Here is a 24309-nt window from a genome sequence, read left to right as displayed (position 1 = left end):
GGCGCCGACGACACGGGGCTGACCGGCGGATCCTCGCGGCCCACGCCGGTTCCGGCTTGGCTTACGGCGTCCCCAGGATCAGCGCCCGGGTGCGTGACGCCGATGAACCAGTGAACGATGAGAGAGCCGCTCGGCTGATGAGGTCACCGCGGATCGCCCGGCCGCGGCGGAGGCTGCGTCGCCGACGCCGGGCCGCCCCAGCATCGTCAGCCGTGGCGACATGGTCGTCATCAACGACATGAGGTCCGGTCTCATGGGCTGGGTGTCATGCGCAGTTCGACCCAGACGAGTTTGCCGGCGGGTGGCCGGTCCTGGCCATCGGCCTTGAACGCATCGGCGTCAAGATCGCACATACTCTGGGTGCCGACGTCACTGGTTTCAGCCACAGCGAGAACAAGCGGGAGGGCGCCGAGCGGCTCGGCGCGGACCACTTCCACTCCACCGACGACTTTGGTCGGCTCCATGATGGGCGGCAGCCGGGAGGCCCAGGAGATTCTCGACTTCTGCGCGGCCCACGCGCTCGACTCAGGCATCGAGTTGGTCAGTGCAGCGGAGATCAGCGAGGCCTTTAACAGGGGGGTGGAGAACGATGTCCGCTACCGCTCCGTGATCGACGCCTCGGCCGTCTGAAGCGGCTTTAGGTTGTACGGCGTGGGGCGAGCGTGCCATCCGCAGGCCGCACCAGCTCGGCGTGCCGTGTCGGTGGGCAGCGGCGGGTCCTGTTCGGAGCCCGCCGCTGCGCCGTGCCCGGCGTGAGGGCCGCTCCCATCCACGCCCTGTCCTGTGACGCCGGTTCACGGCGTGGGCCGAGCTACGCCGTGGGTGTTGTGAGGGATTTGGGGGGACAGGTCGGGTGGAAGCAGGGGAGGTGTTGTCACAGGCAGCCGGTCAGCTGTCGCGATCCGGCCGTGGTCCTGTTGACGGCCCGCCTGACAGCCCTTCACCGCGCCGTCGGTCAGCCCATGCTCTTGGCGCCGTCCAGGGACTCGCGGATGATGTCGGCGTGGCCGGCGTGCTGAGCGGTCTCGGCGATGATGTGCATCAGCACCCGGCGGGCCGACCACTGCGCGCCGGGCTCGAACCACGGGGCTTTCGGCAACGGCTGCGCGGTCTCCAGGTCGGGCAGAGTGGCGACCAGGTCGTCTGTCCGGCGGGCCACCTCGGCGTAGTCGGCCAGCACACCAGCCAGCGTCTCACCGGGCAGCAGCCGGAACTCGTCGGCCCGCCGGGCCCAGTCGGCCTCGGTCATGGCCGTGAAGTCTCCCAAAGCCGACGGGCCGTTGAGGATGAACTCTCCCCAGTTCCGCTCGACCGCGGCGACGTGCTTGATCAAGCCGCCCAGGCAGAGCTCGCTGGCGGTGGTCCGCAGCCCCGCCTGCTCATCGGTGAGGTCACGGGTGGTGAAGCGCAGGTAGTGCCGGTGCTTGGCCAGCATCTCCAGCAATTCGGCGCGCTCACCGGTGACGGCCGGCTCCCCAGCCAGGTCGCGGGTGGTCAGCTCGTTGGAGGTCATGGTCTCCGCCTTCCGGTGTTCCTGTTCCGTCGGTCAAGGACCACACTAGGAGCCATTGCGGTCAGATGCTGTCCTAAATTGCCAGTTTGCCAGTTGCCAAGGACAAAGGACGGACCGCAGTGACGACCAACTCTCGGCACTCGTACTGCCGCAGGCTGCCGCCCGGGCCGAGAAGACAGCTCATCTGGTTGGTCGGCGGCAGGGAACGAGCATCGAGCGATGCCGGGCGACGGACTGTACCGGCCTATCGGCACCGCATTCTGCATGTCGAAACACGGCCCGCCGCCATCACGCTCTGGTGGGACTGGTGTGATCAATGTCGATGAGAAGCGATGTCACTGCATCGCGAACTCGTCGGCCGGCCGACGTGGCTTTGTAGGGCCCGGCCCCGTTGGCGGAGGTGGGGCTCGGGTCGGTGGGGTGATCGGTCCGCGAGTCTTGATCGCCGCAGGGCGCCGGGAGTGAGGTCGAGACCGAGTTGCGCAGGGAACGTCCGGCAGCGCAGCTCGCTCACCGGTCAGGCCCGCTGCTGCCTGAGTGCGCCGACCGCCGAGCCATCAGGCACGAACGGCACCTGCGCGTTGCCCTGGACACCTGCACGGACCGCGACCGTCGACTCAGCCCCGCCCCGCCTGTACCCGCATCAGCGGCCTCCTCACTCCGTGGCGGCAGGAAAGACAGCCCGGGAGACCCCGCTGCCCGGGATGTCACTCTGTCGCGACCCGGGCGACTTACGTGTGCTGGGCGGTGTCAGTGCCGTAGTTCCCCGGTGTCCGCATGGTGCGGCTCTGCTGTCCGCTCTTCCCACTGCGCAGTGGTGCGCGGTTCATTCGGCCGCAGGCCCGCTGCGGCGATCTCCGCGCGCGCCCGCGCCGCGAGGCCTTCTGCGCCGCACCGCTCCGCCACATCAGCACCCTCGAAGAGGAGTTCCGCCGCTCGCTCGGCACGGCCGCAGCGTCTGAGGGCGATGGCGAAGTCAACCAGTGCCTCGGCGTACAGGTACTGGTTCGGGGACTTGCTGAGCGTCTCCACCGCGCGCGCCAGCAGCACGAGGGCGTCCCCGTCCTCGGACACCGCCGCGCTGAAGCGCAACGCCTCACCTTTGGCGGTGGGCGTGCCGTAACGCTCCGCTCGGCGCAGTGACTGCGCTGCGAGAGCGCGGGCGCTCGTGGGCTCGTCCGGGGCGAGGGCGAGGGCGAGGTGTCCCGCCCAGGGACACCAGGTCGGATTGAGTATGCCCTTGGCCTCCAGTCGTTCCCCAGCGGCGGTGAGTTGGGCGATGGCTTCCTCACGACGGCCACGGGCGAGCAGCAGGCGCCCGTACAGCGCCTGGGGGTCCGGGAAGACCACCGCGTTGGGGTAAGGGGGCGCGAAGTCGTGCATCTCGGCGACGCTCAGCGCTTCCTCGCTGTGGCCGCGGGCCAGCAGGACGTCGAGCAGCAGACCGACCGCGTACCACTTGGCGGGCAACCTGGGGCCGACGCGGTCGGCCAGCCGGACCGCCTCACGCGCGCAGCGCTCGGCCTCGGCGAGCATTCCGCGCCGGAAGTGGACCAGGCCGAGGAGGTTGAAGCCGAAAGAGAGGTGAGCTCCGCTCCAACCGACCTGCTGGCATTCGGCGATGGCGGAGCTGAACAGTTCCTCCGCACGGTCGCACTGGTCGGCGTACATGTATCCGAGCGCGGTGATGCTGGGCAGTTCGAAGCCCCAGTCGGGGTCGGTGTAGCTGAGCCCCACGGCGCGTGTGGCGACGGCCAGCGCGCGTTCGGCCGGCTCACCGCGCAGCGTGGCGTCCCAGGTACGCAGGCACAACAAGGCCTTCTCTCCGACGTTCTGCCCGGACAGATGCTCGGCGAGCCGCGCGAGTCGACGGGAACGTACAGGCGCCTGTACCTCCTGCGCGTCGAAGACCCGCCACAGGTGGTGCGCGGCCTGCAGGCGCAGCCGCGCCCCGTACGACCGTGTGTGGGCGGCCTCGGCCCCCACCACAGCGGCTGCCTCGCCGAGCTGGTCGTTGTGGGCGAGGGCCTGGGCCAATCGGAAAGTGGCGTCCTCTCTGAGCGCGGGGTCGAGGTCGGGAAGCTCCAAGGCCGCAGAGAGGTGGTTGACCGTGGTGGCCGGGGAGGTGAGCAGAGCAGAGCAGCCGAGCTCGTAGAGCACCGCCGCGCGCTCCTCGGCCGGGGGCGGTTCGCGCAGCGCACGCTCCAGGCAGCGATGAGCGGCGTCCGGGGCGCCTTGGCGAAGGTTCTCCCGCGCGGCCGCGCGCAGTTGCTCGACGGTCTGTGGGTCGTTGCCCGGATGGGTCTCCAGCAGGTGCCGGGCGGCGACAGTGATGTTCAGGCCCGCGTCGATCACCGCACAGGCGGCCTGCCCGTGAATGGCGGTGCGCATCGCCGAAGGAATGGCCCGGTACACGGCAGTGGCGATGAGGGGGTGGACGAACTCAAGCGTCCTGGTGCCGGTCAGGATACGAGCGACGCGCAGTGTGTCCGTGGCGTCCTGAGCCTCGGCCGGTGGCAGCCCGGCCACCGAAGCCACCAGTTCGGGGGAGATCTCGGTACCGAGTACCGCTGCCGCCCAGGCAAGCCGCACGGCCCGGTTGCCGAGCTTCTCCAGTCGCTTGACCAGTCCGGTGCCGCGGGAGGACGCACCAAGGACTCGCAGCAGATGGGCCGACTCCTCGGAGGGGGTGAGACCTCGGTCCTGGACCTTGGCGACGAGTTCGACGGTCTCGTAGGGGTTACCGCCGGTGACGGCCCAGCACTCGCGGCAGAACGGATCGTCCGCCTCCGGCCCGAGTGCGCCGCGCACCAGCTTTGCGACCGACTCCGGGCTGAGGGCGCGCACGGTGATCGGATGCGAGCCGCGGCCGCCGACCAGTTCACGGAACGCCTCGGCCTCGGCGGGCAGTTCGTCCGGGCGGTACCCCAGGACGATCAGGACGGGAAGTTCCTGCACTCGCACGGCGAACGTGGCCAGCCAGGTGAGGGACTCCGCATCACCCCAGTGAGCATCGTCGACGACCATGACGATCGGCGCCCTGCGCACGGCGAGTTGGGTGAGCACCCAGTCCAGCCCGTCCCGGACGCCCTGTGGATCCGGCACGGCGCTACCGGCCTGCTGCGCGAAGAGGCCGACGGCCGGCCCCGCGATCTCGTACCAGCCCCCGAAGATCTCGCGACGCTCGGCCTCGGCGCAGGACGCCAGGACAGGCTGCAACAACTGCCGGACGACGTGGAAGGGAACCGTAAGCTCCTGCTCGCTGCCGCGCGCGGACAGGACCGTGCACCCGTGGGCGGCGGCCATGCCTCGGATCTCCGCCAGCAAAGTCGTCTTGCCCAGCCCCGCGGCGCCGCTCAAGAACAGCAGCCCGCCACCTGAACCACCGCCGTCCGCCGAGCGGTTGCACAGCGCCTCAACTGCCGCCCGCGCGGCGGCCACTTCAACGTCACGCTCGTACAGGGGCGTTACCGCCCGGCTGGGGCCTGCCGAACCAACTCGCCTCTCGCTGCGCTCCTGCTCCGGCACGCTATTCCCCTCGCTCCCCAGCCTGTTGGCCAGCCTAGCGAAGTGGGGCGCTCCGTGGCCGAAATGTGCAGGAATCGTGTCGATGGCCTTCCCGGCGGGGAGGAGAAGTGGTATGCCGTGTGCCGCCGCAGGGGGGTACCGGTCGAGTCGCGATCCCGACGCGCCGCCTGCTCGGTGACCACACAAGCCCGCGGCAGGACGGGGCGGTTCGGGTCTTCAACCGCGCGGACAAGCTGCCGATGCGACGTGCTCGGGCCTGTGCTCGTAGCGGCGATGGCGACGCCGGCGTTCGATGAGCCGCGCGATGGCGCGTTCGACGATCCGGCGATGAAGGTCCCGGCGCGTCTGACGGGAACTTTCACCGCCTCTCCTCCGTTCGCCCGCGACTCCCCAGGCATAGTGGGGTGTCGCACGTGAGAGGCCTCCAAAAACATGAGTCCTTCCTCTCGTGCGCGCAGCGCGTGACCGCGCTCAGTATCGGCCTGCGTGGACACGGCCGAGCAAGTACACGTTCCAACGGGGGATATCGCACCATGCGTTCCATATCTGTGCCCTTCGCACGTCGACGCGGACGGCAGCGCACCGTTCTCGCCACCACCGGGCTCGCCGCGGCCCTCGCACTCACCGCGACCGCCTGCGGCGGCTCCGGTTCGCACACGGCGAACGGCGGCGCAGGTGCCACCGCTTCCCAGTCGGCCGACGGCGCCGACGGCAAGGTCCAGGTTCCGGCCGGCCTCGCGAACAAGCTGAAGGAGCACGGGATCGACGTCTCCCAGTGGGAGAGCGGCGGCTGGAAGAACTGGGACAAGTCCAAGTGGCTCAGGGACGCCAAGGACTTCGTCAACCCGGTGATCAAGGGACTGTGGAAGCCGGACCGGATGCAGTCGGCGCAGGAGGCCAACAAGACGGTCTCCACCCAGGACGCCTCCGCCGGGCAGGGCACGAGCGATCAGCCCCCGCGGCCCGTGCAGGCCCTGCCCGAGAAGACCCCGTACCACCAGTACTCCGCCCCGGTCGGCAAGGTCTTCTTCGACTCGCCCCGTGGCCCGATGGTCTGCTCCGGCACGGTCATCAAGGACGTCAACCACCCCGGCAGGTCCAACCTCGTGTGGACCGCCGGCCACTGCGTGCACGCCGGGCGCGACGGCGGCTGGTACCGCAACATCGCCTTCGTGCCGTCGTACAACGACGACGGCGACTCCGCGGCGCAGATGCGCACCGCCGGCGCCGCCGAGGCCGCTCCGTACGGCACCTGGTGGGCGGACTGGGTCTCGACCTCGAACGAATGGATCCAGCGAGGCGCCGAGGTGGGCAACGACGGGTCCCCGTACGACTACTCCGTCCTGCACGTGAAGCCGGAGAACGGCAGCGGCAAGTCGCTGGAGGAGACCGTCGGCGCGGCGCTCGACGTGGACTTCTCCGCGCCCTCGGCGAACCAGGTCGCCGAGATGGGCGCCTGGGGATACCCGGCGGCACCGCCGTACAACGGCCTGAAGATGTTCAAGTGCCTCGATCGGCCCGGCCGGCTCTCCATGGGCCCGGCGCTGCCGGACATGTACCGCATCGGCTGCACCATGACCGGCGGTTCGTCGGGCGGTGGCTGGTTCCGGGTGGTGAACGGCAAGACCGTGCTGGTGTCGAACACTTCGATCGGCCCGGCCGACCACTCCTGGCTCGCGGGCCCGCCGTTGGGCCAGGAGGCGAAGGCGGTGTACGAGAGCATGAGCCGGAAGTACGGCGGACAGTGACACACGCGTGACGAAGGGCCGCTCCTGTCGACAGGGGCGGCCCTTCGCGTTGGCCGTCAGAGCCCGTGTGAGCCCGCCGGGTCTGCGCAGGCCGTCGGTGTCCGCCGGTGTCCGCCGGAGTGTCGGGGCGCGGCCCCCGACCACTGCCGGGGCGTGCCACAAGGTCGGCCCCGGATCACAGAGATCCCACAAGAACGGCCCCTACGGTGCCTCGGCGGAAGTCGGCAACGAGGGGGGAACACCATGGATCGCTCACGTCATCTGGGCGGACGCTACCGTCTGGAAGAGGTCCTGGGGCACGGGGGGATGGCCGAAGTATGGCTGGCATACGATGTGTTGCTGTTCCGCCAGGTCGCCGTGAAGACGCTCCGGCCGGAACTGGCGGCCGATGCCGAACACTGGGCGCGTTTCCGCCGTGAGGTCGTCTCGGCGGCGCTGTTGGGCCACCCGTCCGTCGTCGCCGTGTACGACGCGGGCGAGGACACGATCGACGGTCACCTCGTCCCGTACCTCGTGATGGAGTACGTCAAGGGCGCCACACTGCTCCAACTCGTGCGCGAGGAACCGGTCGTCGGGCCCGAGTACGCGCTGGAACTCACCGCCGGCGTGCTGGAGGCGCTCGATCACGCCCACCGTCACGGCATCGTCCACCGGGACATCAAACCGGCGAACGTCATGCTCGGCGACGAGGGCACCGTGAAGGTGACGGATTTCGGTATCGCCCGCTCCGTGGATCGGGCGGGTACGACCCTCACCCGTACGTCGGTGGTGGTGGGCACGGCCGAGTATCTCTCACCGGAGCAGGCCCGGGGCGAGCAGGTGGACGTCCGTACCGACCTGTACTCGACCGGCTGCCTGCTGTACGAACTGCTCACCCGCCGACCCCCGTTCACCGGTGACAGCCCGCTGGCGGTGGCCATGAAGCACCTCTCGGAACCGCCGGTGCCTCCCTCCGTCCACGTCCCGCAGTTGCCCGCCGCCTACGACACCCTGGTCCTGCGCGCGCTGGCCAAGGACCGTGCGGACCGGTACCAGACCGCCGAAGAGATGCGCGACGCCATCGGGAAGGTACTCACAGAACGTGCCACGCCGGTCACGTCGGCTCCGCTGGCCCCGCCCGCTCCGCCTGCGACGCTTCGGCACACCCAGCCACAGCCGCCCCGGGATCCCCGGAAGGACCGCCCCGTGCGCCGACTGCGCATCCGCCGGCCACTCCAGGCGATGGCGGTGCTGCTGGGAGCCGCCGTGTGCACCTACGTGATCATCGGATCCCACGCCCCCGCTCGTCCCCGGATCGCGGCACCCTCGCTGATCGGTGACACGATGGCCGAAGCCCGATCGAGCGCCCAGGCAGTCGGCGTACGCGTCCAGCCCGTCCGACACCGGGCGTGCCCTCACCCCGGCACGCCCGTCGGCCGCGTGTGTGAACAGACACCCTCGCCCGGCAGCCAGGTCTCACGTCACGCCATCCTGCGGATCACCCTGTCTCCCGGCACACCTCAACAGAGGTAGACCTGTCTTGCGGCTGCCCTGCTCAGGCCGCCGAATCCGCGGTGCGGGTCGCGGAGTGCCGGGCCGTCGTGCGTCCAAGCCGAACGCCAACGAATACGACCGGAGGCGACCGAACGCGACCGACCCCGGGGCCATCGCGCGGTACGGAGAGCCGGGGGAGCGGTGGATGTGATGGAGAGCTGGGATCGGGCGGCGGCCCAAGTACCCCGGGAACGAGACCACTTGGCGGCAAGGCGTGGACGCTGATGCCGATGGGCGCGAAGTCCGGGCGCCCGTCGGCACGGGTCCGGCCGCGGCTCACCCCCGTGCGCCAGACCGGGGATGAGCCTGAGGCACGGGGGTCCGGGGATCCGGCCCGGGAAGCCCACTCAGCCGACGCGGCGCGAGCGGCGCAGGCGGCGGAGGCCGAAGCAGGTGCCGAGCAAGGCGGCGACAGCCGCAGTGGCGGTGCCCGCGGTGACGGCTGCTCCGGCAGCCGCCGTAGGGGCGGCGGACACGCGCGGGGGCGCGGCCGTACCGCCGTAACCGCCGCCCTTGCCCGCCCGGTCGTAGGCGGACCCCGGGAGCTTGTCGCCGTATTTCGCGTGGACCAGGTGCTGGTAGGCGGCGAGTATCATGCCGCCGTTGCCCACGGCGCGCCGTGCGTCGGGGTCGAGCGGCAGCACACGGCCGTCGCGCACCATGTACCACGCGTCGATCTGCGGTTCCTCGAAGACGGTTCCGATGCCGTGCGCCTCGCTGACGTAGTCGGTCTCGTCGCCGCCGGTCGCGATGTTGACGACCTTCCAGCCCTTCGCCGTCCGTGCGGTCCACACCGAGGCGACCTGGCCGTCCGCGGAGACCGCCTTGGTCGCGACGAACTGCCGGTCGGCCACGGGGGCGCCCGGGCGCCCCGCGACGAACCCCGGGTCGAGGAAGGAGACGGTGACCGACGGCCCGACGAGGTGCGGCCGGGCCGCGCGCTGTGCGGTCGCGCCGTCGCGGGCGAAGAAGCGAGAGAGGGTGAGGAGGGTGGCCGGGGTCGACGCCGCATCATGTGCCTGAGTGGTGTCGGCGGCGGTGAAGGGCGCGGGGAGGGTGCCGGCGGTCGCCGCGTGGGCGGTGGCGGGGGCGAGAGCGCCGAGGGTCGCGGTGACGGCGAGCGCCATGACCGCCGCGCTCTTGCGGACGGGCTTACGGCCGGCGGGCGCGTGCCCGTTCGGCGTGCGGTGCATCGACGACCTCGGGGTTGGTGACGTCTGGGTCGGTGACGTGCGGATCGGCGTCATCGGGGTCACGCTCCGATCCCGTAGAGCGAGTGGGTCCACGTGAACGTGTTGTTGCTCACGTAGTAGTCGTAATCCCCCCAGTTGTAACGGTAGTTGGAGGGCCACGGGTCGCCCCAGTAGACCTGGTTGGTGGAGGTGTCGTAGCCGTACAGCACATGCATGTGCCCGCCCCCGGAGTTCCACTCGATGCGCGTCTCGACCGGGCGATCGGCGCTGATCTCCGTCTGCACGGTGCTGTAGCGCAGGTAGCCGCTCACGTATCTGCCCGGGTTGATACCCATCCAGTCGAGGGCGTTCTGCACGTCGTCCAACGCGGCCTGCCAGTTGCCGCAGGCGCTGCCCTGGGGCCGGTTGAAGGCGGCGTCACAGAACTGGTTCTGGGTGTAGTTGCGCCCGAACCACGAGGCGATGGTGTCGCCGCTCGCCGCCCAGCACCAGTTGCTGTTCTCCTGGGCCTGCATGGTGATGTTGAGCCGCTTGGCGGCGGGAACGGCGGGGTGAGCCGCGGCCCGAGGAGCGGCGTGCGGGGCGGCGTCAGAGGCGGAGCGCGGAGCGGCGTGAGCGGTTGCCGTGGGCACGAGGGCGGCCGCCAGGAAGGCGACGGCCGCGAGGGCCGTTGACGCCAGCCGTCTGCGACCCCGGGTGGTGATGGACATGGCGTTCCTCCCAGTCAGGGTGGGGGTGGAGGAGCGCGTCCGGACGCTGCGACAGCAGCATCGATCTCTTGTCGGGTTTCGGTCAATGACGTTATCCACAGGGCTGGCGGCGAAGTGAACACCACCCGTACGGTTGTGAACGCCACAGCAGGTACCAGCAGGTGGCAGCGCGCGTCACGCCCTGTTCCAGGACGGGGAAGTGAACGTTCATAGATGAACGATCCGAGGGGGGTGGGGGGGAGGCCCAAGTGACAGCACACAGCACCGATCGCCGCACCACCCCACGCTCCGCCGCCGGTCCAGCCCCCGGCTCGTCCCGCCGCCCCACCCCCGAGGCCGAACTCGCCGAAGTCCTGCGCACCGGCCCGTTCTCCGCCGCGCTGCGGGCCGCGCTCGCCGCGCGCGGGCTGGCTCTGCATCGCGTGCAGCACCGGCTCGCCCAGCGCGGCATACGTGTCGGTGTGACCAGCCTCAGTTACTGGCAGCGCGGGGTGCGGCGGCCCGAGCGGCCCGAGTCGCTTCGTGCCGTCACCGCGCTGGAGGAGGTCCTGGAGCTTCCGCCGCAGGCCCTCACCCGTCTGATAGGCCCACGTGCCACCAGCGGCCGTCCCCCGGCGGCCCGCCCGTATCGCACCCTGCTCGAACCGGCCGCCGCGCTCGAATCGCTGCTGGCGAGTCTGGCGGCACCGGCGGACGGCGGGCTGCACACCGTCATCCACTACGAGCACGTTCACATCGGTGCCCATCGAGAGCTCACCGCACGCGACTCCCAACACGTCGTACGGGCCCACCGCGATGGCGTCGACCGCTATGTCGCCATCCATCACGGCGACCCTGGCTGCGACACGGAACGAGTACGGGTACGAGGTCTCGGCAACTGCCGGGTCGGGCGGATCCGACGTCACGGCGCTTCGGGAGTGATCGTCGTAGAACTGCTCTTCGACGGGCGGTTGAGAGCCGGCGAGACCGCCGTCCTGGGGTACCGCTTCGAGGACGGAACCGGCGCGCCCAGCCATGAGTACGTTCGTGGCTTCACCTACGGCGGCGGCCAGTACGTCCTCCAGATCGGCTTCGACCGCACCGCCCTGCCCGTCCACTGCCGCCGCTTCTCCCGCCCCTCCGCGACCGCCCCTCGCGAGGCGGTCGCCGATCTGACACTGAACGCCCATGGCTCCGTCCACCTCGTGGAGCAGCAGATACGGCCGGGCGTCCTCGGCATCACGTGGGAATGGGACTAGGAGTTGTCCGCGCGATCACGCTGGAACTCGCATGACTGCGGACGCAACGGCAGCCGTGACCATGGTGGGTTGGCGGACCGAGGGCTCTCCTCCGCGGCGGCTGGACGAATGGTGCGGGTGCGGGGGGCAGGAGTGGCAGAGGCCGTCATCGGATGAATTTTTTTCGCGGAACGATCGAAAACCGGCCTATTCGAATGCGGAAACGACTGCTGATCGGGCACGCGTACCGGTTCCAGCTCACCCCGGTGCTGTGAGGGCCGTTCCTGACCCCCCGTTGGTCGGCCCCCGTGTGTCCGGCAGGTGGGCGGTGATTGACCGCGGTGCGGGTGACTGCTGCAATGACGGCATGTTCTCCGCGACGTTCCTGGTGATCAGGGCGCACATCGATTTCGGTCGCGTGTGGTCCGCCGCGTGTTGTTGACCGCGCGCCCCACCCACCGGAATCCCTCCCTACCGTCCCGGAGTTCTCCATGCCCGACCGCACCCCCGGTGTGCCCGTCCGCGTCGACCCGCGTGGGCCGCGCTTCGCCGCCGTTCTCACCACCCTCGTTCTGCTTCTGGTCCTGGTCACCGGCAGCGGCGTGCTGCTCGCGGCGCAGGGCGCCGTCTTCGCTCTCGGTGCGGTTCTGGGATTGCGCTGGTCCCCGTACGGCTGGCTCTACCGTCGGTTGGTGCGTCCCCGTCTCGGGCCGCCGCAGGAGCTTGAGGACGAGCGGCCGCCGCGGTTCGCGCAGGCCGTCGGCCTGGGCTTCGCGGTCGTCGGCGCGGCGGGTTACCTGTCCGGTGCCACCTGGCTCGGCATCGCAGCGAGCGCGGCGGCGCTCGCGGCAGCCTTCCTGAACGCAGCCTTCGGCTACTGCCTGGGCTGCGAGCTCTACCTGCTCGCGGTCCGCAGCCGGGCCCGTCTGAGCCAGGGGTGAGGCGGCCGTGAGCGATCCGACCGGGCTGATCGTGGCCGCCGTCGTGCTGGTGGCCGCGACCGTCTTCGGGCTGGTCCGCGTCCGTCGCGACGGCAGGCTGCGCGACGGTGGCCGGGGCGACGCGCTGCGTTTGTCCTCCGGTGAGCTGGGTGCGGCGCTCGGCGAGAGGGCGACGCTGGTGCAGTTCTCGACAGCCCTGTGCGCGACCTGCCCCGGCACCCGGCGACTGCTGGTCGGCGTGGCCGCCGAGACGCCCGGCGTGCGCCTGGTGGAGATCGACGCCGAGGCGCGGCTCGACCTGGTGCGTCGCGTCGAGGTGATGCGCACGCCTACGGTGCTGGTCCTCGACCGCGCTGGTCGCGTCGTGCGCCGCGCCTCCGGGGCGCCGACCCGGGCCGATGTGGTGTCGGCGGTGGAGTTGGCTACGGCGGACTGATCGCCGAGTCCGGCGGGTCCGGGCTGTGATGAGGGCTTGGGTGGCCGGGTCGTGTTCGAGGCCGAGGTCGCTGAGGCGTCTTGCGGGGCGGGGATTGCAGGCGTGCCGGGCGGCGTCGTTGGGTCCGCAGGCCCGGTAGAGGCGGATGGCGTGCTGGGCGGGGCGTTCGTGGTCGGGGTGGATGGTGCCCAGGTGTTCCAGCAGCGCCAGGACGGTGTCCCGCTCGCGTGGTGTGGCCTCGGAGTCCTCGGCCTTGCGGGTCAGACAGAACGGGGCAGGCGGAGCCCGGCGTCGGTGGCCCTCATGGCGAGGTGCTCGCGTACTGTGTCGACCCAAGGCAGTCGCCGCTCTGGGCGAAAGGGCCGCTGCCGCAGGGCCTGCGATCCTGGAAAGAGCGGACCCTCAGCAGTACCCGCCCCGCCGGAGCGGATCGGCGAGGCCACCGACGCCGACCTGCCTGGTATCAGCAGTTTCGCGGCCGGGCCTGAACAACGACTCCGATGCGGTGACTGCCGGGCTGACCAGTGACTGGAATTCCGGCCCGGTCGAAGGAGCAGTCAACCGGATCGAGACGATCAGACGGTAGATGCTCAGACGACAGATGTTCGGCCGCGTCGGCTTCGGCCTCCTGCACAAGCGGGTCATGCTCTGCTCATGAGGGCTTCCGTCAGAGCTGCCAAGGCGCCGGTCGCAGACCCCGGGGGCGGGTCAGTCACCGCGGGAAGGACGCGGATGCTCCATGCGGGAGAGCCAGTTCGTGAGCAGAGCCTCCAGTGACTCGGCCTCGGTGGGCGTCAGTAGATCCAGCAGGTGGCGTTCGTTGCGCATGTGGTCGGTGAACGCGCGGTCGATCAGTTCACGTCCGGGTTTCGTGAGGGCGACGATCCGGCCGCGCTGATCGTCGTCGGCGCGGCGGCGGGTGACGAGTCCGGCTCGCTCCAGGCGGTCGATCCGCTTCGTCATCGCGCCGGTGGTGACCATGGTGTGCGCGGCGAGCTCACCGGGTGCCCGCTCGTATGGGTCCCCGGCGCGGCGCAGCGCGCACAGCACGTCGAACTCTCCCTCGCTGAGGCCGTAGTGGCCGTACACGAGGCAGAGTTCCTCCGTGAGTCGGTCGGCCAGGCGGTGCAGCCGTCCGATCACTCCCTGCGGGGTGATGTCGACGTCGGGGCGCTCGCGGCGCCAGTCCGCCTGGATGCGGGCCACGCGGTCCATCGGTTCGCCGTGCTCCATGCACCCCATGATAACTTCCCGGGAAGTTATATTAGCTTCCATGGAAGCTAATATGCGCTGGGCAGCACTGACCGCGGTCGCACCGGTGGCCTGGGGAACCAACTACTTCGTCACGCACGAGTTCCTGCCGGCCGACCGCCCGCTCTACGGGGCTGCCCTGCGGGCGCTGCCCGCCGGCCTTGTCCTGCTCGCCCTGCGCAGACAGCGGCCGCGCGGCGCGTGGTGGTGGCGGTCCGCGGTGCTCGGGCTGCTCAACATGAGCGTGTTCTTCGTCCTCGTTTACGCCGCCTCCCAACTGCTTCCGACAAGCGTCGCCTCGACCGTCATGGCGGTGTCCCCGCTGACGATGATGCTCATAGCCTGGCCCCTGGTGTCCGAACGTCCCCGGACCGCCCACCTGGCCTGCGCCGCGATCGGACTCGCCGGGGTCTGCCTCATGCTGCTCACCGGGACGGAGGGGGTGAGCGTGCCGGGCGTCCTCGCCTCGACCGCCGCCATGCTGGTGTCGTCCTTCGGGCACATCCTGGCCAAACGGTGGAGTGCCGGTGTCGATGTGCTCGCCTCGACCGCCTGGCAGCTAACCGCCGGCGGTCTGTTCCTGCTCCCGGTCGCCGCCGCAGTGGAAGGCCCTCCACCCGCGCTCTCGACGCCGACTCTCCTCGCGTTCGGCTACGTCGCCCTCGTCGCCACCGCGCTGGCCTTCACCGCCTGGTTCACCGGACTGCGGTACCTGCCGGCAGGAACCGTCGGACTGATCGGACTGCTCAACCCTGTCACCGGCGTCCTGCTCGGCACAGCTGTCGCCGGAGAGACGCTGACTGTTCAGCAACTGTGCGGACTGGTCCTGGTCCTGGCCGGAGTTGTCCTCGGTCAATCCAAGCGCGCGGGCCGACGCGACAGAAGTCAGGTACCTCCCCATTCGGTAGCCGACGAGCGTCCCGTGCAAGCACCCTCTACGCGCAATGCCCCGTGACGATCAGAAATGCGGGTAGAAGCGCGGGCAGAGCCCGGGCAGGGATACGCGCGAGGACGAGCGAACTTCCGCCGTCTCACCACACATCGCTGATATCACGGGTAGCGATCGACTGATCGCCTCACGGAACCTGTGCGTTTGGCCCCACCACTGGACGACGCCATACGCTCCCCGCTGCGGGAAGCTCTGCACTGTGACCCGGGGGCTTTCCCGCGGGGAACCCGGACCGCCTGCGGTGGGTGCGGAAGTTGGCGGCATCATCGCCGGCGGCTTCCGCGGCCAGCAGAACCCCTTCGGCCGGGTCCCGCCTATGGGCCCTGATTACGGGGAGCAGGTCGGTCAATGCCCGCCGAATGTCGGGGAGTTTGAGTCTGCGGGTCAGTTCCATCGCCCCGGCGAGGGGGTCGCCGTGCGAGCCGGGGACGTTACGAAGAGCGGTGGCCGTCGCTAGTCCCCTCTCCTTCAGGGGCGACGGCGCAGCGGGGCGAGGCGGATGTGCCCGGCTGCAGGCTGTGGCCCCTGGAGGGGCGGGTCGGCTCGGGAACGCGGCGTCCGATGTGGTGGTCGAGGATGGAGATGAGGTCGTTCTCGGTGAGCCGGCGGGCCGGCGCCGCGGTGCCCAGGGCCTGGTCAGCCTCGGCGGCGCCGTGGAGTTTGGCGAGTTGGTCGGCCTCGGCCATCTCCGGCCGCATTCTGCGGGCGCCGGCCGCTGGGGGCTCCACTAGGACGCGGCCTCGGTTCGAGCCGCAAGAAGGCGGCCTCTTCGGCGCTGCTGGCTTTCGGGGGGGCGGTCGCCTTCCCTGTCCTCGCGGGGCGGGCAGGGCTCGTCCTTGACCGACGGGACGCCCGGGGCGGATCGCTGGTGACGGGCGGCCTCGACGGCGGCGGTCTCGGTGACCGTGGTGACGACGACCTCGTCGCCGTGGAAGCGGGCCCAGACGGTCTGCCCGGCCAGCCGGCGCGGAACCGAATACCGAACCGAATCGATGGAGAGTGTCGCGCCGTTGGCGACTTCGACGTCGTCCCAAGGGCCGCGGCCAACGGATTCTCGGGCAGCGCGTGCTGTTCCTCGGCGCGGGCCTCGGCGGTCCGTCCGGCGCCGGATGGCCCGGCGGATCTGCATCGCTGCCGTGCGGGAGACTTCCCGGCCCATCTGGGAGGCAAGCAGCGACGCGGATGTCCTCCGGCAGTTCCTCAACGACAACGGAATCCGTGGAGTCGAAGCCGTGTTCGTCACCACGGGCCTGTTGAGCTGCGACCTTGCCGAAGCTCAGCGAGCCTTCTTCAGCGTTCCGTGGCGCGACGCCGAACGCCGGTTCCACAGCGACGCCTTGGGCCTGCTCGCCGAGGACGCCGCTGACGGCACCTGAGAGCAGGCGGAGGCCTGACCACCGTCGCCGGCCCGTGGGGACGGTCAGGACAGTTGCCATGGGTGGAGCTTGTCCGGGTTGCGTACTGCCCATATGCGCGTGATCCGGTCGTCGTCGGAGACCTCGAACGCGAACACCGTCTCGATCCGGCCCTCGGACTCGACCACCAGGCCCGGCAGCCCGTTGACCGTGCGCTCAAGGATCGTGCGGGGCGGCGCGAACCGGGCGATCGTGCGGTAGAGGTGGGCGATCTGTTCCGCGCCCTCGATCGGCAGCAGGTGGGCGATGGCGCGGCCACCGCCGTCGGAGATCGCGGTGGCGCCCGGGTCGAGCAGGCCGAGCAGGGCCTCGATGTCCTGCGCCTCCCAGGCCGCCCTGAACTGCCGGACGACGCTCGCCTGCCGGGCCGCGTTCGGGCTCGCCCCGGCCCGCGCGGCGGCGATGCGACGGCGGGCCGAGGACGCCAGCTGACGACACGCCGCCGGGCTGCGGCCGACGATCCCGGCCACCTCGGCGAACGGGTAGCGGAAGACGTCGTGCAGCACGAACGAGACGCGCTCGGCCGGAGTCATCGACTCGAACACGACCAGGAAGGCCATGGTCACCGACTCGTCGAGGGTGATCCGGTCGGCCGGGTCCACGACGGCGCCGCCCGCCGCCCCGGCGATCCACTCGGCCGGGTCGGGCAGCGGCTCCGGGACCCATTCGCCGACGTAGGTCTCCCGCCGGGCGCGCGCAGAGCCGAGCAGGGTCAGGCAGATGCGGCTGGCCACCTTCGTCAGCCAGGCACCCGGCGACTCGATGGCCTCCTGCTGCGCCCGGGACATCGCGTACCAGCGGGTGTAGGTCTCCTGGACGACGTCCTCCGCGTCGGCCAGGGAACCGAGCAGCCGGTAGGAGAGATTGAGCAGCTGTCGCCGCTCGCTCATGATCGTGCTCAGACCCGGGTCCTGCTGCTCGTCTGTCTGCCGCTGTGTGTGTTCCGACGGGGTGGTCATACGCTCTCCGGCTCCCTTGTTCACGGTCCCTCTCCATTACGACGAATCAGAGCGGCGGAATGTGAGGTCGGCGGTGCGCCTCACATTCGGCGGGGCTGCGTGGTCGGACTGGTGAAGAGGAGCACACCGTCCACAGGACACGACGAGACAGGACGCTGAGCATGAACGACTTCCAGGAGATCGCCGACCGCGTCGAGATCGAGGCGCTGCGCGGGGAGTTCACCGACGCCGCGATGATGCGCGACCGTGCCCGCCTCGCCGCGCTGTTCACCCCCGACGGCGTTCTGCGCATGCCCAACGTCCCGGTCGAGCTCATCGGCCGGGAGGAGATCCGGACCGGAGGCGAACGCCTGCAGAGTCAGTGGGACTTCTTCGTGCAGAACAGCCACCCGGGCACGATCCGGATCGACGGCGACACCGCCACCGGTCGCACCTATATGCAGGAGATCGCGCGCGTGCTCGACGGCCGCTCGGGCCTGAACTTCGCCATTTACCACGACACCTACCGGCGTACACCGGAGGGTTGGAAGTTCACCGAGCGGGTCTACGAGGTCAGGTACGTCGACACCACCCCGCTCCGGGGTTCGGCGCCCGGCCCCGACGCTCAGGGGCATGGGTCCGGTAAGCCCGAGGACGCAGGCCGGGCGCCGGGCACGATTGAGGCGGACGCGTCGGCCACGGGTGCGGCCGACGACTTCGGCGCACCGGCGTCCGTCGAGCGGCTGGACCGGGCGGTCGCGGCGCTGCGGGCGAACGGCTTTACCGCCGAACTGCTCGACGACGCCGCGGCGGCCCGCGCCCGCGTCAGGGATCTGATACCGGAGGGCGCGGGCGTGTTCACCGGGGCCAGCGAGACCCTTCGGCTCTCCGGTATCGCGCGGGACATCGAGACGGGCGACCGCTACCAGGCCATCCGGCCGCGCGTGCTGACGATGGACCGCGCCACCGAGTTCGACCAGATCCGCAGGCTGGTGGCCACCCCCGACGTCTTCGTCGCCAGCGTCGCGGCCGTCACTGAGACCGGCTCGCTCGTCATCGCCTCGGGCAGCGGCAGCCAGCTGCCCGCCTCCGCCGGCGGCGCCGCAAGGGCGATCTGGGTCGTCGGGGCGCAGAAGGTGGTGCCCGACCTGAACAGCGCTCTGCGCCGGGTCGAGGAGCACGCCCTTCCGCTGGAGACCGCGCGCGCCCAGGCCGTCTACGGGCAGCCGAGCGCGGTCAACCGTCTCCTCGTCCTCAACGCGGAGCCGCAGCCCGGGCGCGGCACCGTCCTGCTGTTGCGCGAAGCCATCGGATTCTGAACCACCAGGAGTCGTCCAAGGGCTGCTCCCCGCAAGGCGTGCCTCCACTGGCTGTGGCGGAGCGTAGGTGCACACGTCGGTGGCCGGCTGAACGGCGACGACGGACGATCGCGAGGGCACGGCCCTGCTCACGCAGCAGGGTTCCGAAACTTTGCTGTGCTCAGCGGGCGCGGCGCCGTGCTGACGACGAATCGATGCCCGGCCCGGCCCGGCCTGGCCACGCCGGGCCGGGCCGGAAAGTCGGCTACCCGCCGCGGGTGCGCCTCCCGGCCGTACCCCTCGGCTGACCGGCCTTGCTCTTTGTCCAGGAGTTCGTGCGGATCCGCATCCGTCTCAACTCGTGGACGCGGCAAGGCCGGAGCCCGTGACCGGGCGATGGTCACGGGCTCCGGTGGGCTCGTTGGCGGCTGTTGTGTCAGTGCGGGGCCTCCTGGACGGCCCCGCCGACCGCGACGGGCAGACCCGGACGACTGTGCCCGTCCGTGCCGTCCGTCTGCTGATATGCCGCCAGTCGTTCGCCCTCGATGTCGAGGTCGGGCAGCAGCCGGTCCAGCCATTTCGGCAGCCACCAGCCGGCCCGTCCGACGAGGGCGAGGACCGCGGGGACAAGCGTCATGCGGACCAGGAAGGCGTCGATGAAGACGCCGACGGCGAGGGCGAAGGCGATCGGCTTGAGCATGGTGCTGCCGCCGGGGATGAAGCTCGCGAACACCGCGAACATGATCAGGGCTGCGGCGGTGACCACGCGGGAGGCGTGGCGCGAGCCGGCCAGGACGGCCTCCCTCGGTGCGGCGCCGTGGACGTGTGCCTCGCGCATGCGGCTGACCATGAACACCTCGTAGTCCATGGCGAGTCCGAACAGGACGGCCATCACCAGGATGGGCAGGATGCTGACCACCGGCCCGGTCTCGGCGACGCCGAGCGCGCTCGCGAGCCAGCCCCACTGGAAGACGGCCACGACCGCGCCGAAGGTGGCGGCCACCGAGAGCAGGAAGCCCAGGCTGGCTTTCAACGGGACGATCACCGAGCGGAAGACCAGCAGCAACAGCAGCAGCGACAGGCCGACGACGACGAGCGCGAAGGGGATCAGCGAGCTCGCCAGCCGGTCGGAGACGTCGATGTTCACGGCGGTCGTACCCGTCACCGAAACCTTGGCCCCCGTCTGCTGCTGCCAGGTGGGTGCCTCGTCGCGGATGTGCAGTACGAGGTTCTTCGTCTTCTCGTCCGAGGGCCCGGTCTTCGGCACCACCTGGATGACGGCCGCGTTCCCATGGTCGATGACCTGCGGCTCGCCGACCGCCGCGACGCCGTCGGCGGACTTCAGATCCTTCACGAGCGCGGCGGTGGCCGCTTGCGGGTTCGTGGCACGAGAGGTGTCGGCGTGGACGAGCAGCGGCCCGTTGAACCCGGGCCCGAACTTCTCGGAGACAGTGTCGTACGCCTGCCGCTGGCTGCTGCCCGCCGGGGCGGAACCGTTGTCGGGCAGGGCCAGTTGGAGGCTGTGGGCCGGGATTGCGACCGCGAGCAGGCCGATCAGGACGGCGAGCAGCGTGAGCAACGGGCGGCGGATGGCGATCCTGCCCCAGCGTTCGCCCATCGTCCTGCGCCCGCCGTGTTCGCCTGCGTGCCCGCTGCCGTGTTCGCCTCCGTGTCGGCCGTCGTGTCCGTCGTCTCCGTCGTGTGCGCCTCCGTGGGCGGCCTGCTCTCGGCGGGTGGCGCGCGAGCCCGGTTTCGGCCGCAGCCGTTCACCGGCGAAGCCCATCAGCGCGGGCAGCAGAGTGGTGGAGACGCCGACGGCGATCAGTACGGCTGCCGCGCCGCCGACGCCCATGACGGTGAGGAACGGGATGCCGACGACGGCCAGCCCGCACAGCGCGATGATCACCGTCAGTCCGGCGAAGACGACCGCGCTGCCCGCCGTGGCGGTGGCCCGGGCGGCGGACTCCTCGGTGTCCATGCCGGTGGCGAGTTGGGAGCGGTGACGGGAGAGGATGAACAGGGCGTAGTCGATACCGACCGCGAGTCCCAGCATCGAGGCCAGGGACGGGGCGGTGCTGGAGATGGTCGGCACGCCGGTGAGCGCGGACAGGCCCAGCAGGGTGACGGCGACGCCCGTGATCGCCGTCAGCAGCGGCAGGCCGGCCGCGAACAGCGAGCCGAAAGTGATCGTGAGGATGACGAGGGCGACGGCCACGCCCATCAGTTCCTTGGTGTGGCCGGTGCTCTTGCTGCTGCCGTACGCGGATCCGCCGACCTCGACCGTGAGCCCGGCGTCCTTTGCGGGCCGGGTGGTCTTCTCCAGCGAGGTGAGGCTGTCGTCGTGCAGGTCGGCGCGGCTGACCTGGTAGCGGACCTGGCCGAGTGCGGTGGTGCGGTCCGGCGATATGACCTTGCTCCGCACGGGGTCCGTCACGCCGACGACCTGGGGAGCCTTGTCGGCCTTCGCCATGGTGGCACTGACCGCCTCGGCGTACTGCGGCTCGGTGATCTCGTGGCCCTCGGGGGCGACGAAGACGAGCTGGGCGCTGGTCCCGGCCGCCGAGGGCAGCTCCTTCTTGAGGGTGTCCATGGCGGTCTGGGCCGGTGAGCCCGGGACGGTGAACTCGTCGTTGGTCGTGCCGCCGAATGTGATCACGCAGGTGACGACCGCGGTCAGTATCAGCAGCCAGGCGGCCAGCACCGCCCGGCGATGCCGGAACGCACCGCGGCCGAGCCGGTAGAGGAGGGAAGCCATCGAAAAGGTGCTCCTTGAGGGTGACTTGCCGGGGTGAGCGGCACGTTGGAGCCCGCGTACGGGGCCGGGCAGCGCGGGGTCAGGTGCGGAACGCGGCAGGGCCGCCGCTCAGGACGAGGCGGAGGCCGCTGTCGGTGACCGTGAGCCGACGGGGCCGCAGCTTCAGCGGAAGGTCGGTCGGGGAGACAGTGCGGGTGCCCCCGGCCGGGATCTCGTTCGCCAGGTCATCGGGGAGGGGGTGGTTGCCGGTGAACGTGGGCCGGCCGGATGTGACGCGGATCGTCCGGCCGGTCGGCCAGGACAGGAGTGACGGGGACGGTCAGGGCGCCGGCAGGGCCGATGCGCGCGATCAGCCGTCGGTTCGCGGGATCGGGGACCACCACGCTGTCCGGACGGCTCCCGCCGGCGCCGGCCAGGGACGCGGGGTCGACGTCGACGATCACGCTGGACGATCCGACCGCGCCTCCCTCCCCGCTCCGGCGCACCTGATGCAGGTGGGCATCGACGGCGAGGCCGATCACGTGCCGGGCGGACACCACGTCCGCCGTCAGCTCGACGTCCGGGAAGGTGCCCCGCGCCAGCTGCCACAGCGCGGGCATGTCGCCCAGCCCGACGTCCGGGGTGGTGCCCAGGCGAGTGCCGGCCACAGTCGCGATCCGTTCGGCGATCCGGTGCCGGACCAGCGCTTCCGCCGTGTCGGCGACCGCGGTCAGGGGGGAGGACGGCGGCCGGGACGAGCGCCGTACGCCGCCCCGGGCACAGCCTGGAGGCCACCCGGCCAGAAAGTGTCATGACTGACACGATACACAAACTGTCATGACTGACACTTTCCATGGATGCGGCAGGCAGCCGGGCCCGGGGAATGGCGCGTCAGGATGAACGCGTGGTGCAGGAGGGGGCCGTACGGAACATGCGGGACGCGCAGGACCCGCAGGACGTGCACGACCTGCAAGGCGGGCCTGGTCTTCGCCGAGGTCCTCGACTTCATACGCTGCTCAAGCAGGAGATCGCCCGCCGCCCGGCGGGCGAGCCCTCGCAACACCGCCGTACTGGGCGGACCGCTCGCCGCCGCCGGGCGCCTCGACGGCGGCCTCGGCATCACACGTGTCATATGCCGCTCACGCCCACGTGGACCGCACGCTTCACCATCCGGCGCGTTCAAGATCCGCTGGTTCTACGACGGAACGCCCCGACCCGTGGAACGGCGCGACTTCGCCGCCCCGCTGGCAGCCGCCGTGGCGGTTCCCGCGGCCCTCGGCACCTCGTCTTCGGCCCAGGCGCGGGCGCCGTACCTGTACGACGTCGGTTTCGTCCGGCATCCGGAGACGGCGGAGCCGGCCCGGTTCGCTGCGGTCGGGCGTGCCGTCTGCGGAACCGTACGCGTGCCAGCTCTCCAACCGGATTGAGTCGCTGTCACGAAGGAGCCGTGTCTACCAGCGCACCGGCAGTTCGCGCAGGCTCCGCATGAGGCTGTTGCGCCACTGCGGTGTGCCGTCACCGTCGAAGGCCAGGCGGGGGCAGCGGTCCAGCAGGATGCGTAGGGCCAGGGATGCCTCCAGGCGGGCCAGCGGGGCGCCCAGGCAGTGGTGCAGGCCGTACCCGAAGGCGAGGTGGGCGCGGGTCGCGGCCGGATCGCGGTGGATGTCGAACCGTTCGGGGGCGGGGAAGCGCGCGGGGTCGCGGTTCGCGGCGGCGATGGAGAGGACGACACGGGCGCCCGCCGGTATCCGGGCGCCGCCGAGGGTGATCGGTTCGGCGGTGTAGCGGTAGGTGCCCGCCGGCACCGGCGACTCGAAGCGGAGCGTCTCCTCCACGGCGCCCTGCAGCAACTCGGGGTCGGCGCGGAGGGCGGCAAGCTGCCCGGGATGGCCGAGGAGCAGGTGGACGGCGTTGGCGATGAGGTTGACGGTGGTCTCGTGCCCTGCGACGAGCAGGAGGAAGGCCATGCCGAGCAGTTCCTCCGGGGTGAGCCGGTCGGCGCCGTCCCCGTCGTGGGTGCGGACGAGGGCGTGCAGCAGGTCGCTCTCCGCCGCGTCCCGCAGCCGCCGTTTCTCTTCCGCCAGCCCGGCGAGATACGCGGCCATCTCCTGCGCGGCGCGGGTGGACTGCTCCGCATCGTCGAGGGCGACGACCTTCGTGGACCACGCCCGGAAGGCAGCCCGGTCCAGGTCTGGCACGCCGAGCAGCTCGCAGATGATGGTGAGGGGCAGTGGATAGGCGAATGCAGCCACAAGGTCGGCACGACCGTCGGCGACCACGGCGTCCAGGAGCGCACCGGCCGCCTCCTGGACGCGGGGTCGCAGTGCCTGGACGCGGCGGGCGGTGAACTCGCGGGCCACCAGCGTCCGTAGGCGGGTGTGATCGGGCGGATCGGCCTGGAGCATGTTGCGGCCCACGGAGTACAGCCCGTCGTCCTCGAAGTCGGCAGAGTGCCGTACGTCAGTGCGCAGCCTGGGGTCGACGAACGCCGCGCGCACTTCCTCGTGCCCGACCACCAGCCACGCCTCGTCCCCGGTGGGGAAGCGCACGTGGTGGACAGGCCCGCGGGAGCGCAACGCGGTGAAGGCGGAGTACGGGTCAGCGGTGAAGTCGTCGGTGAGGTCGGCGAGTCGGACGGTGGCGTGCTGTGTGCGCATCGGCGGCTCCCGGGACTGAAGTGGGGACTACTCCCCGATTAGATGTTGGGAGTGACCCTAGCATGAACCGGGGAATTGTCCCCGGTTCCGTTCCGTCCCTTGGCTGGGGATGCCGACCCCTTGAATTGAACGCGTTCAAAACATGTGGCAGGCTCGCTCCGAGTTTGCGCTGGAAGGTCGCGACGGTCTGCAGCTTGCTGTGTGCACGCGGCTGACACTCTCAAGCGGATGGATGGGGGTATGGATTC

At 70.6% G+C, this 24309-nt stretch carries 21 protein-coding genes and 1 pseudogene; 10 read left to right on the top strand and 12 right to left on the bottom strand.

Annotated elements, in window-relative coordinates:
* Positions 1 to 251: 251 nt before the first annotated feature.
* Positions 252 to 464 (bottom strand): hypothetical protein, encoded by a 213-nt coding sequence (locus tag AC4OXY_RS06385; protein ID WP_362817040.1) that lies wholly within the window; start codon positions 462 to 464, stop codon positions 252 to 254.
* On the opposite strand from AC4OXY_RS06385, the gene AC4OXY_RS06380 reads away from it, so the two are divergent.
* Entirely contained in the window at positions 463 to 630 is a 168-nt protein-coding gene (locus AC4OXY_RS06380; RefSeq protein WP_491993385.1) for a hypothetical protein, read from the top strand. The two genes, AC4OXY_RS06385 and AC4OXY_RS06380, sit on opposite strands and share 2 nt — an antisense overlap.
* Positions 631 to 955: 325 nt before the next feature.
* Here the strand turns inward: AC4OXY_RS06380 and AC4OXY_RS06375 are convergent, their stop codons facing one another.
* Both AC4OXY_RS06375 and AC4OXY_RS06370 read right to left on the bottom strand, forming a co-directional pair.
* Entirely contained in the window at positions 956 to 1513 is a 558-nt protein-coding gene (locus tag AC4OXY_RS06375) for a DinB family protein (protein WP_376295554.1), read from the bottom strand.
* Between the two features lie 750 nt (positions 1514 to 2263).
* Positions 2264 to 5041: an ATP-binding protein gene (locus AC4OXY_RS06370; RefSeq protein WP_491993384.1), complete on the bottom strand. Its 2778-nt coding sequence runs from the start codon at positions 5039 to 5041 to the stop codon at positions 2264 to 2266.
* Positions 5042 to 5574: 533 nt separating this feature from the next.
* Here AC4OXY_RS06370 and AC4OXY_RS06365 point away from each other — a divergent pair.
* Both AC4OXY_RS06365 and AC4OXY_RS06360 read left to right on the top strand, forming a co-directional pair.
* Positions 5575 to 6789 (top strand): trypsin-like serine peptidase, encoded by a 1215-nt coding sequence (locus AC4OXY_RS06365; protein WP_491993383.1) that lies wholly within the window; start codon positions 5575 to 5577, stop codon positions 6787 to 6789.
* 243 nt (positions 6790 to 7032) lie between these two features.
* Positions 7033 to 8301, top strand: a complete 1269-nt coding sequence (locus tag AC4OXY_RS06360) for a protein kinase domain-containing protein (RefSeq protein WP_402070755.1) — start codon at positions 7033 to 7035, stop codon at positions 8299 to 8301.
* A gap of 368 nt (positions 8302 to 8669) precedes the next feature.
* On the opposite strand, the gene AC4OXY_RS06355 is transcribed toward AC4OXY_RS06360, so the two are convergent.
* Both AC4OXY_RS06355 and AC4OXY_RS06350 read right to left on the bottom strand, forming a co-directional pair.
* The gene (locus tag AC4OXY_RS06355; protein WP_491993382.1) at positions 8670 to 9515 is read right to left on the bottom strand and encodes a hypothetical protein; all 846 of its coding nucleotides are present in this window, start codon (positions 9513 to 9515) and stop codon (positions 8670 to 8672) included.
* Between the two features lie 59 nt (positions 9516 to 9574).
* Positions 9575 to 10225 carry a papain-like cysteine protease family protein gene (locus AC4OXY_RS06350; RefSeq protein ID WP_356038034.1) on the bottom strand — a complete coding sequence of 217 codons (651 nt, stop codon included), beginning with the start codon at positions 10223 to 10225 and terminating at the stop codon, positions 9575 to 9577.
* 353 nt (positions 10226 to 10578) lie between these two features.
* Between AC4OXY_RS06350 and AC4OXY_RS06345 the strand changes: the two genes are divergently transcribed.
* The 4 genes and pseudogenes from AC4OXY_RS06345 to AC4OXY_RS06330 form a co-directional block, all read left to right on the top strand.
* Positions 10579 to 11463 carry a hypothetical protein gene (locus AC4OXY_RS06345; RefSeq protein WP_356038085.1) on the top strand — a complete coding sequence of 295 codons (885 nt, stop codon included), beginning with the start codon at positions 10579 to 10581 and terminating at the stop codon, positions 11461 to 11463.
* Positions 11464 to 11933: 470 nt separating this feature from the next.
* Positions 11934 to 12383, top strand: a complete 450-nt coding sequence (locus tag AC4OXY_RS06340; protein WP_356038200.1) for a DUF4395 domain-containing protein — start codon at positions 11934 to 11936, stop codon at positions 12381 to 12383.
* Positions 12384 to 12390: 7 nt separating this feature from the next.
* On the top strand, positions 12391 to 12819 hold the full coding sequence (locus AC4OXY_RS06335; protein ID WP_491993381.1) for a thioredoxin family protein: 429 nt from the start codon (positions 12391 to 12393) through the stop codon (positions 12817 to 12819).
* 450 nt (positions 12820 to 13269) lie between these two features.
* Positions 13270 to 13477, top strand: a pseudogene (locus tag AC4OXY_RS06330) (ISL3 family transposase); the annotation flags it as partial.
* Between the two features lie 50 nt (positions 13478 to 13527).
* Here AC4OXY_RS06330 and AC4OXY_RS06325 read toward each other — a convergent pair.
* The gene (locus tag AC4OXY_RS06325) at positions 13528 to 14052 is read right to left on the bottom strand and encodes a MarR family winged helix-turn-helix transcriptional regulator (RefSeq protein ID WP_376292372.1); all 525 of its coding nucleotides are present in this window, start codon (positions 14050 to 14052) and stop codon (positions 13528 to 13530) included.
* A 52-nt stretch (positions 14053 to 14104) separates the two neighbouring features.
* Here AC4OXY_RS06325 and AC4OXY_RS06320 point away from each other — a divergent pair, with 52 nt between their 5' ends.
* Positions 14105 to 15025: an EamA family transporter gene (locus AC4OXY_RS06320; protein WP_491993380.1), complete on the top strand. Its 921-nt coding sequence runs from the start codon at positions 14105 to 14107 to the stop codon at positions 15023 to 15025.
* A gap of 425 nt (positions 15026 to 15450) precedes the next feature.
* Here AC4OXY_RS06320 and AC4OXY_RS06315 read toward each other — a convergent pair whose 3' ends face one another.
* Positions 15451 to 15705 (bottom strand): hypothetical protein, encoded by a 255-nt coding sequence (locus tag AC4OXY_RS06315; RefSeq protein ID WP_376292375.1) that lies wholly within the window; start codon positions 15703 to 15705, stop codon positions 15451 to 15453.
* Positions 15706 to 15746: 41 nt separating this feature from the next.
* Positions 15747 to 16148, bottom strand: coding sequence for a Mu transposase domain-containing protein (locus AC4OXY_RS06310; protein WP_491994799.1), 402 nt, complete (start codon positions 16146 to 16148; stop codon positions 15747 to 15749).
* On the opposite strand from AC4OXY_RS06310, the gene AC4OXY_RS06305 reads away from it, so the two are divergent.
* On the top strand, positions 16129 to 16395 hold the full coding sequence (locus AC4OXY_RS06305; protein WP_491994835.1) for a hypothetical protein: 267 nt from the start codon (positions 16129 to 16131) through the stop codon (positions 16393 to 16395). The genes AC4OXY_RS06310 and AC4OXY_RS06305 overlap by 20 nt on opposite strands.
* A gap of 44 nt (positions 16396 to 16439) precedes the next feature.
* Here the strand turns inward: AC4OXY_RS06305 and sigJ are convergent, their stop codons facing one another.
* The gene (sigJ, locus tag AC4OXY_RS06300) at positions 16440 to 17393 is read right to left on the bottom strand and encodes an RNA polymerase sigma factor SigJ (RefSeq protein ID WP_491993379.1); all 954 of its coding nucleotides are present in this window, start codon (positions 17391 to 17393) and stop codon (positions 16440 to 16442) included.
* Between the two features lie 161 nt (positions 17394 to 17554).
* On the opposite strand from sigJ, the gene AC4OXY_RS06295 reads away from it, so the two are divergent.
* Complete coding sequence (locus tag AC4OXY_RS06295) at positions 17555 to 18691, top strand: LUD domain-containing protein (protein ID WP_376292384.1); 1137 nt, start codon at positions 17555 to 17557, stop codon at positions 18689 to 18691.
* Positions 18692 to 19106: 415 nt separating this feature from the next.
* Here AC4OXY_RS06295 and AC4OXY_RS06290 read toward each other — a convergent pair whose 3' ends face one another.
* The 3 genes from AC4OXY_RS06290 to AC4OXY_RS06280 form a co-directional block, all read right to left on the bottom strand.
* Positions 19107 to 21425, bottom strand: a complete 2319-nt coding sequence (locus tag AC4OXY_RS06290) for an MMPL family transporter (RefSeq protein WP_491993378.1) — start codon at positions 21423 to 21425, stop codon at positions 19107 to 19109.
* A gap of 224 nt (positions 21426 to 21649) precedes the next feature.
* Positions 21650 to 22138: an LmeA family phospholipid-binding protein gene (locus AC4OXY_RS06285; RefSeq protein ID WP_491994798.1), complete on the bottom strand. Its 489-nt coding sequence runs from the start codon at positions 22136 to 22138 to the stop codon at positions 21650 to 21652.
* Positions 22139 to 22855: 717 nt separating this feature from the next.
* Positions 22856 to 24061 carry a cytochrome P450 family protein gene (locus AC4OXY_RS06280; RefSeq protein ID WP_376292394.1) on the bottom strand — a complete coding sequence of 402 codons (1206 nt, stop codon included), beginning with the start codon at positions 24059 to 24061 and terminating at the stop codon, positions 22856 to 22858.
* Positions 24062 to 24309: the final 248 nt, after the last annotated feature.

This window comes from Streptomyces sp. HUAS MG56, assembly GCF_058673395.1.
This window is presented reverse-complemented; position numbering and strand designations above follow the sequence as displayed.

Coding starts and splice junctions, on each gene's coding strand:
- AC4OXY_RS06380 (WP_491993385.1), top strand. CDS start 463: ATGATGGGCGGCAGCCGGGAGGCCCAGGAGATTCTCGACTTCTGCGCG.
- AC4OXY_RS06385 (WP_362817040.1), bottom strand. CDS start 464: ATGGAGCCGACCAAAGTCGTCGGTGGAGTGGAAGTGGTCCGCGCCGAG.
- AC4OXY_RS06375 (WP_376295554.1), bottom strand. CDS start 1,513: ATGACCTCCAACGAGCTGACCACCCGCGACCTGGCTGGGGAGCCGGCC.
- AC4OXY_RS06365 (WP_491993383.1), top strand. CDS start 5,575: ATGCGTTCCATATCTGTGCCCTTCGCACGTCGACGCGGACGGCAGCGC.
- AC4OXY_RS06360 (WP_402070755.1), top strand. CDS start 7,033: ATGGATCGCTCACGTCATCTGGGCGGACGCTACCGTCTGGAAGAGGTC.
- AC4OXY_RS06355 (WP_491993382.1), bottom strand. CDS start 9,515: ATGCACCGCACGCCGAACGGGCACGCGCCCGCCGGCCGTAAGCCCGTC.
- AC4OXY_RS06350 (WP_356038034.1), bottom strand. CDS start 10,225: ATGTCCATCACCACCCGGGGTCGCAGACGGCTGGCGTCAACGGCCCTC.
- AC4OXY_RS06340 (WP_356038200.1), top strand. CDS start 11,934: ATGCCCGACCGCACCCCCGGTGTGCCCGTCCGCGTCGACCCGCGTGGG.
- AC4OXY_RS06325 (WP_376292372.1), bottom strand. CDS start 14,052: ATGGAGCACGGCGAACCGATGGACCGCGTGGCCCGCATCCAGGCGGAC.
- AC4OXY_RS06320 (WP_491993380.1), top strand. CDS start 14,105: ATGCGCTGGGCAGCACTGACCGCGGTCGCACCGGTGGCCTGGGGAACC.
- AC4OXY_RS06315 (WP_376292375.1), bottom strand. CDS start 15,705: ATGGCCGAGGCCGACCAACTCGCCAAACTCCACGGCGCCGCCGAGGCT.
- AC4OXY_RS06305 (WP_491994835.1), top strand. CDS start 16,129: ATGGCCCGGCGGATCTGCATCGCTGCCGTGCGGGAGACTTCCCGGCCC.
- AC4OXY_RS06310 (WP_491994799.1), bottom strand. CDS start 16,148: ATGCAGATCCGCCGGGCCATCCGGCGCCGGACGGACCGCCGAGGCCCG.
- sigJ (WP_491993379.1), bottom strand. CDS start 17,393: ATGACCACCCCGTCGGAACACACACAGCGGCAGACAGACGAGCAGCAG.
- AC4OXY_RS06295 (WP_376292384.1), top strand. CDS start 17,555: ATGAACGACTTCCAGGAGATCGCCGACCGCGTCGAGATCGAGGCGCTG.
- AC4OXY_RS06290 (WP_491993378.1), bottom strand. CDS start 21,425: ATGGCTTCCCTCCTCTACCGGCTCGGCCGCGGTGCGTTCCGGCATCGC.
- AC4OXY_RS06280 (WP_376292394.1), bottom strand. CDS start 24,061: ATGCGCACACAGCACGCCACCGTCCGACTCGCCGACCTCACCGACGAC.